General features: G+C 36.0%; 6 protein-coding genes and 2 other annotated features. Of the genes, 4 read left to right on the top strand and 2 right to left on the bottom strand.

What is annotated here, in order from left to right; genetic code table 11:
* Positions 1–198 precede the first annotated feature (198 nt).
* Both ilvN and ilvB read right to left on the bottom strand, forming a co-directional pair.
* Positions 199–675, bottom strand: coding sequence for an acetolactate synthase small subunit (gene ilvN, locus HNR53_RS22875; RefSeq protein ID WP_184530466.1), 477 nt, complete (start codon positions 673–675; stop codon positions 199–201).
* Positions 676–680: 5 nt separating this feature from the next.
* Positions 681–2,417 carry a biosynthetic-type acetolactate synthase large subunit gene (gene ilvB / locus HNR53_RS22870; RefSeq protein WP_184530464.1) on the bottom strand — a complete coding sequence of 579 codons (1,737 nt, stop codon included), beginning with the start codon at positions 2,415–2,417 and terminating at the stop codon, positions 681–683.
* A gap of 279 nt (positions 2,418–2,696) precedes the next feature.
* Positions 2,697–2,956, bottom strand: a binding site (T-box leader).
* Between the two features lie 79 nt (positions 2,957–3,035).
* Positions 3,036–3,307: a binding site (T-box leader), on the bottom strand.
* A 359-nt stretch (positions 3,308–3,666) separates the two neighbouring features.
* Here ilvB and HNR53_RS22865 point away from each other — a divergent pair.
* The 4 genes from HNR53_RS22865 to HNR53_RS22850 all read left to right on the top strand — a co-directional run bounded on the left by HNR53_RS22865 (position 3,667) and on the right by HNR53_RS22850 (position 7,654).
* Positions 3,667–4,671 (top strand): DUF3231 family protein, encoded by a 1,005-nt coding sequence (locus HNR53_RS22865; RefSeq protein WP_184530461.1) that lies wholly within the window; start codon positions 3,667–3,669, stop codon positions 4,669–4,671.
* Between the two features lie 510 nt (positions 4,672–5,181).
* Entirely contained in the window at positions 5,182–6,309 is a 1,128-nt protein-coding gene (locus HNR53_RS22860; protein WP_246439790.1) for a beta-carotene 15,15'-monooxygenase, read from the top strand.
* Positions 6,310–6,439: 130 nt separating this feature from the next.
* Complete coding sequence (locus HNR53_RS22855; protein WP_184530459.1) at positions 6,440–6,907, top strand: DUF2691 family protein; 468 nt, start codon at positions 6,440–6,442, stop codon at positions 6,905–6,907.
* 141 nt (positions 6,908–7,048) lie between these two features.
* The gene (locus tag HNR53_RS22850; RefSeq protein WP_184530457.1) at positions 7,049–7,654 is read left to right on the top strand and encodes a hypothetical protein; all 606 of its coding nucleotides are present in this window, start codon (positions 7,049–7,051) and stop codon (positions 7,652–7,654) included.
* Positions 7,655–7,799 lie beyond the last annotated feature (145 nt).

Genomic DNA, 7,799 nt, shown 5'->3' with positions numbered 1-7,799 from the left:
CACTTAAATGAAATAAAGGAAGAACACATATTAGTCATGTATAATATGTGTTCTTCTTTATTTTTAGGGATCTTTAATAATTTAGGTCTTGATAAGTATTTTTTCAAAACGGGTTCATTTTATTTAAAGCAGAATTCCTGTTAGCGAGATGTCTGTGATTAATCTTTATTTTTGAGCAACACTACTGTAGCTTTAACTTTACTTTTCCATTGCCATTACACCAGTTCGAGACAACTGAAATATTCCATAAGGTGTCAACTGTTCTACAATTTCATTAATCCTTTCTGTATCTCCAACAGCCTGAATAATCATTGTCTTTGAACCGATGTCTAACACAGTAACATGAATTCTTTCCACTAGCTTGAAAATTTCGCTATACCGATTTGGCTCTACATTCATTTTCATAAGAGCTAATTCGCGAGTAACCGTTTTTCTCGGTCTGAGAAGTGTTGCTTCAACGACTTCCACTAATTTTTGCAACTGAAAGATGATCTGATCTGCTTGACTTTCATCACAAGCGGTAACGATGGTGATTCGGGATAAACCGGTTTCTTCAGAGGCTCCGACTGTTATGCTTTCCATATTATATCCACGCCTGGTAAAAAGACTTGTTATTCTTTGCATAACGCCCGGATGATCTTTAACTAATAATGAGATTGTATTTTGATTTTCCATGATATTTATCCCTCCATCTTCATTTCGCTAAGTGTTGTTCCTTGTAAAACCATTGGTAAGACTATCTCTTTTGTAGGTACAACGAAGTCAATTAAGACTGGCCCCGGAGTCTCTAACGCTTCTTTCCACACTTCCTGAGCTTCTTCCTTTGTTTGTGCCCGAAGTCCTTTTACTCCATATGCTTTTGCCAATTGAACAAAGTCTACACTTCCAGATAAGTCTATATGGCTATAACGTTCATCATATACGAATTCCTGCCATTGCCGTACCATGCCCAGCACTTGATTATTGATGATTACCACTTTTACCGGGATGTTATGAATGGCGCAAATGGCTAATTCCTGAGCACACATTTGCATGCCGCCATCTCCATTAATGGAAATAACCAAACGATTCGGATTTCCAATTTGTGCTCCAATGGCGGAAGGCAAACCAAACCCCATCGTACCCAGACCTCCTGAAGTAATGATGGAGCGAGGGTGATTGAATTTATAGAATTGGGCTGCCCACATTTGATGCTGCCCTACATCGGTAGTGATAATGGCTTCTCCGCCTGTTGTTTCGTTAATCATTTCAATCACATACTGTGGCTTTAATACTTGATCATCATCTTGATATTTCAACGGAAACTTCTGTTTATTTTCCATGATTTGATTGTTCCATTCATTCGATTGTGCAGGCTTGACTGTTTCGTTAGCTAATGCCAACACTGTCTTTATATCACCAACACAAGGGAATTCGGTTTTAATGTTTTTTCCGATTTCAGCTCTGTCGATATCGATGTGAGCAATCTTTGCATTCGGCGCAAACCCATCCAATTTCATCGTTACCCGATCATCAAAGCGGGCACCAATACTTATTAACAAATCACTATTTTGTATTGCCGTATTCGCTGTATACGTTCCGTGCATACCTGGCATCCCCATCCATAACGGGTGGGCACTTGGAAATCCACCTAATCCAAGAAGGGTAGTTGTGACAGGTATTTGTGTTTTATTGACAAATTCTATTAGTTCCTTATGTGCTCCAGAATGAACGACACCAGCACCAGCAATTATTACCGGACGTTTTGCTTCTTCGATTGCTTTTAGCAAATTTTCCACCTGTGGCATGTCAAGCTGAGGGTTAGGCTGATAGCCGCGGATTTCAATTTCCTCTGGATAGTTAAAGGTCGTTTTGTTAGATGAAACATCCTTTGGAATGTCAATCAACACAGGCCCTTTTCTGCCAGTGGACGCGATATAAAATGCCTCACGAATGATTCTTGGAAGGTCCTCAACATCCCGTACCTGATAGCTGTGTTTGGTTATAGGCATCGTAATTCCAATAATATCGGCTTCCTGGAAAGCATCACTTCCGATTGCAGAAGTCGCAACATTGCCGGTGATAATAATCATTGGAACGGAGTCCATATAAGCTGTGGCAATTCCCGTCACGAGATTGGTTGCACCTGGACCCGATGTAGCAAGACATACACCAGGTTTGCCCGTTGCCCTTGCATAGCCATCTGCTGCATGAATCGCTCCCTGCTCATGACGTGTTAAAACGTGATTAAAATCTTTGTTTCCATGCATTGCATCATAAATGTACAATACAGCTCCCCCGGGATAACCGAAGACACAATCTACTCCTTCTAATAGCAGGGAACGAAGTAAAATTTCAGACCCGTTTATGCAATCAGGCTGTAACAACTTTTCACGATATTCTTTGCTTGATAAAATCATTGTACTTTCAGTGTTCATTAGTCATCATCCTCCAAAAGATTATGATTGAATTTATTTAAAAAATGGCTCTGTTAAACTTGATTGTTGATTTCCGTTCCAGGCACGCACGGTTCTGCGGGAGACAGACGAGCCTCCTCGACACTTCGTGCCTGCGGGGTCTCGTCTGTCTCGCTTCTCCCGCGGGAGTCTTCGTGCCTTCCTCTCCAATCAACAAGGGACAAAAAATCCACATTGACCTTTAACACAGCCTAAAAAATAAAAAACCTCTTTCGTCCCCATACACGCAGGAATTGCGTAAATAGGGACGAAAGAGGTTAACTTCCGTGGTACCACCCTGATTCGTTATATGCCTCACAGCATATAGCCTCAGCAGGTTTCAAACTTTTGAAACCTATGACACAATAACGGGTGCCTTCCGGTTTTCCTTACTATAAATGTTGTTCAGGAAAACAGCTCAGAGGTGACTGCGAAATTAGGGATTATGGCAAAGGTTCCAGCAAATCCTTTGCTCTCTGTACATAAGGGCCCCGTTTCTTAATCCTCTTCATTGCTTCATTTTTATCATCAAGATTATTTAATTGAAAAATATTAAATTAAAAAAACCTCTTTCATCCCGATACACGCAGCAATTGCGTATATCGGGACGAAAGAGGTTGACTTCCGTGGTACCACCCTGATTTGTTATATGCCTCACAGCATATAGCCTCAGCAGGTTTCAAACTTTTGAAACCTATGACACAATAACGAGTGCCTTCCGGTATTCCTTACTGGGAAGGTTATTTACCCCTTTTTGTTCAGGAAACAGCTCAGAGGTGACTCGAAATTAAGGATTATGGCAAAGGTTCCAGCAAATCCTTTGCTCTCTGTGCATAGGAGCTTAATTTCTTAATCCTCTTCATAGCTTAGAATTTCAACTTTTTTTGAATTTTATAATAGTTTTGTAAATATGTCAAGATTCCGTATAACCCAAATATATCGGCATAGGTGGGAGAAAAGGGGAAAAAGAAATTAATAGCCATTTATTCAACGAAAGGGCGCAAATCCAGAGGATGGATCTGCGCTATTTTTGCATGAAAGGGCTATTATCTGGAACAAGACTTACAGAGCTACTTACACTTTAATCCAACAAGATTTTAAAAAAGGGACTAATTGTTGTAGCATTAGCCCCTTTTTTATTCAATGTTTTGTTGTTCGGTTGTTCATTAATATTTTTATCCTATTATGGACATGTTATTCTTTAATGTACCGGACAGGAGGTTGTTTTTGTATGGAAAAAAATAATATTAAACTAACCACTGCTGAAATTGCAATTCTTTGGAGAACCTATATCCATAATACAGCTGTAAGATGTTTTTACAAACATTTCCTTCAACATCTTCAAGATGTTGAAATAAAATCAATTATTGAAGAAGTTGTGGTTTTGATTGAAACAGTTATTGGGAAAATTGAAGCAATTTTTGAAAAAGAATACTTCCCAATACCAAAAGGGTTTTCGGATAAAGATATTGATTTATCAGCACCTGCTCTATATACAGACTTATTTGCATTAAGTTTTGTTTATCGTGGAGGGCAAATAATTATTCCTCATTATGCAAATACTCTTACTAAAGTGACCCGAATCGATATTTATACTTTTTTTGCAGAGTGTCTATACAGTGAGGCGGAATTACATAAAAAATCATTAAATCTTATGCTTTCAAAAGGAGTAAATGATCGACCTCCCAATATTGAATATCCGAAAAGTGTGGAGTTTATTCAGCATCAACCATCATTAATAAATACTTGGTTAGGTGAGAAAAGACCTCTAAATACCTTAGAAATAACAGAACTTTTTGTCGGCATCGAAAGAAATGCCATTGGTCTAATCCTTTTGATGGGGTTAATACAGGTAACAAAAGATAAGGAAATAAAGGACCATTTATTGAAAGGAAAAAAACTAGCTGAAAAGAAAATAGATATATTTGATAAGTTATTAAGAGAAAATGATCATTTAATCGGATTTCCAGTGACTATGGAGGTAACAAATTCAACCATTTCTCCCTTTTCTGAAAGATTAATACTATTTATTATAAGTGCTACAAGCCAAGTTTCTGTTTCGGCACTTGGAGATGCTTTGTCTATCTTTCTTAGAAAAGATTTAGTAGCCCATTTTTCCCTTCTTTTAGCAGACGTAATGAAGTACGGCGGCGAAGGACTAAAACTTATGATTGAGCGGGGCTGGGTGGAACAACCTCCACAACCTATTGATAGAAACGAATTTTATAAATCATAAACCAAATGAAAGGAAGTAAACTTAATGGAACGATTATTTTTAGCCTTGTCAGGTTTATTATTTACAGTATTTATGGGGGTATTTTTTCTATTGAGATGTTTTTCATTGGAAAGACAAATTCAATATTGGTTAAGAAATACTTATTATAGATTTCTCACAACATTTGGTAACCCAATATAGGTTTTTTATATGAAAAGAAAAGAATTTGAGGTGGTACTATGGAGTATCGCATTACCCGGATTTGGTCAAATCCTAAACCAGCAAATATTTAAAGGAACCTTACTGAGTTTATTAGAACTTTTAGTGAAAAATAATGATTAACTCATATATGAGATAGAAAACTTTATTCAAGAATCGGTCTCTTTTATGGCATAAGGATCAAAGCAATGATCAAACATTAAATTTCAAAGTAACAATAAAAGCCGATTTTCCTTAGCGTAAGGAAAATCGGCTTTCTTCATGTCGAAATTTGCTTAGCGTATGTTTTGCGCTTTTTGCTGGTAGGATCCCATGAAAAAGAAACACAAGGAATTTAATGATATAATGTTGGTAAAAAGAGGAAAAAGGTGGGTTTTTATGGTATTAAAAAGGGACATCTATCGGAATAGCATGCTTATTTTACTTCTAATTGTACTGGGGAGTAATATTTCTTTGTATCATACAACCTTTGGGATAAATATTTTGCCTGATAATCCTAATGGTGTAGTAGTTGGTTCAATGCTCGATTTAGCATTGATTTCCCCAATTTTGTATCTTGGATGGAGACAAAACTGGAGTTGGAAAAATGTCATTACAGCTATAGCTGGTGGTCTTGTATTAATTCGTTTCCTGATTCCTATGACGTATTTAGCACCTTTTGAAATAGCAACATGGGCTGGGTTTGCTGTTGAAGGTTCAATCATCTTATTTGAAATATTAATTCTTACGAAATTGGTTAAATATCTTCCAATAATAGTTCGTTCAGTAAAGGAAAGTCATCTCCCAGTTGTATTTTCTTTCTCTTCTGCTGTTGATAATCATATAAAGCCTAATCCTATAATTAGAATCATTTGTTCGGAAATGTTAATGTTTTACTATGCTTTTGCGAGCTGGAAGAAGAAGTCCCAAAAAAATAATAATATGTTTACATTACATCAGAAATCGAGTTTGATTGCATTTCAAATAATGATGATTCATGCAATTATCTTAGAAACTCTGGGGATTCATTTTTGGTTGCACGAAAAGTCCTTTATTTTATCACTCATTATTCTCATTTTTAATATTTACTCAGCCATTTTCTTTGTAGGCGACCTACAAGCAGTTCGTCATAATCCTTTACTGGTTACAGGGGAATGTATGTATCTTTCACTGGGATTAATGAAGAGAATGAAAGTAAATTGGTCTGATATTAATGTAATCATTGATGAACCAAAGCTATTAACACAAAAGCGTTCTAAAGATACAATCGAATTTATTGCGTGGGATTTTGAAGCTATACACCCAAATATAATTTTGAAGTTAAAGCACCCAATTAAAGCTACACTTTTAATGGGGATTAACAAAGAATATGAGCAGGTAGCAATACGAGTTGATGAACCAAACAGATTTAAAGATATGGTAAAAGAACAAGTGAAATATGTGGGGGAAAAGATTGAATAAAGAAATCCTCTTTCCATTTGTTCTTCCGCAAACGGGCGCATTTCAGGAGAATTGTGCTCTCTTTTTTTATAGGGAGATAAGAAATGTAACTACATTAAGGATCAGGAATAAATAAAGACAGGAGATAAATATGAGACGAGGTATTAGTTTTGAAATTCCAAATGAATACGGAAGTTTTCTTGGGGAAGTATTAAAGCCCATTAACATAACCGAATTTATTTGGCGTATTGGGGGCGAAGAATCATATTTTGTGGAGGATGATAAGTTAGGAGAACCTCTTTTCCTAGAAGAGATACACGAGATGGATGGATTATTCCTTAAAGGATTTCTAGAAGATAATACATATTATCTCATTTTTGCTGATTTAAAAGCTCACCCAAAAGGAAAGAATCCAGCAAATATTGAGACTTATGAGGAGTTTTTAAATAGCGATTGTGAGCTAGTACTATTAGTCGTTGATTCTGTTTATTTCACAATTTATTGTAAGGACAGAGATAAACTTGAAAGCTTATATAATAATGCCAAGTTAAAAGGTTTTGATGATCTCCAATACATTACCGACGAAAATGACACAAGAACAAGGCTATCAGTATGGTAATGGCTGCGTTATAACTTCTGTGTTCTTATTGAAAAAAAGGATGCAGTTCAAAATGATCAGCGCATATTTTTATTGAACGAAACCCCAGTTACCAATTTATGTTAAAGTGGACTATATTATTTTACTTTGGAGGCGGTAAATGTGAAGCGAATGCCATTTGAACCACCAACAGAACACTATGATGAACAGATAGAGGCAATAGATGAACAAATATGTCATTTAATTAAACAACGGAAGGTTCTTTCAAAAAATAATCCCGGTTTTCCAACTAAACCCCTTATTGTAAATTGGGCAAAAAAATATCATTTTTATGAGGATTTTTTAAACAGTGTATTTGCTCATTTCTTAAATGAAGACATTTATAAACCTGTTGTAGAGCCACAAGGATTTCTTAAAAATATACCAATATTAAAATCATTTGAAAAAGATGATGTGTTTTATTCGGTAACCTTTGTACGTCAATTTGAAAATGCCAGTGTCGTTCATTTTAACATTGATAGAAAAGATTCTAACGATGATGAAATACCTAGAAGGTTACGAGAACATACCTTTTTTAACCTTTCCATAGAAGGTTTAGGTTCTGATTATGACTGCCAAAACGAAGGAGGGGGTGGCTCCAGAGGGCATGAATCTTATACATTCATCGTATCACCAGCTTTACCCGATGATATTTCTAAATATAAATTAGTCTTTAAAGAATGTAAGATACCATTCCAAAAACCAACAGGTTTTGAATTTATAATTTAAAGGAGCAATTAAATTTCTTAATTAATCATTCATGTACATATTCAAGAATAGGGCGCCGTTCGACAAGTTCTGTTATAAGTGTTTTACATGAAATACAGGGGATTATCTAAGATTAATCCTAACTTTACAACGGAGGATGGGAATG

This window comes from Bacillus benzoevorans, from assembly GCF_014207535.1.
Taxonomy (GTDB): domain Bacteria; phylum Bacillota; class Bacilli; order Bacillales; family Cytobacillaceae; genus Bacillus_BD; species Bacillus_BD benzoevorans.
The sequence above is the reverse complement of the archived record's forward strand: the minus strand, read 5'-3'. Positions and strand labels throughout refer to the sequence as shown.

Excerpts from the sequence above, each read along its gene's own strand:
- HNR53_RS22865 (WP_184530461.1), top strand. The coding sequence starts at position 3,667 with ATGGAAAAAAATAATATTAAACTAACCACTGCTGAAATTGCAATTCTT.
- ilvB (WP_184530464.1), bottom strand. The coding sequence starts at position 2,417 with ATGAACACTGAAAGTACAATGATTTTATCAAGCAAAGAATATCGTGAA.
- ilvN (WP_184530466.1), bottom strand. The coding sequence starts at position 675 with ATGGAAAATCAAAATACAATCTCATTATTAGTTAAAGATCATCCGGGC.
- HNR53_RS22860 (WP_246439790.1), top strand. The coding sequence starts at position 5,182 with ATGAAAAAGAAACACAAGGAATTTAATGATATAATGTTGGTAAAAAGA.
- HNR53_RS22855 (WP_184530459.1), top strand. The coding sequence starts at position 6,440 with ATGAGACGAGGTATTAGTTTTGAAATTCCAAATGAATACGGAAGTTTT.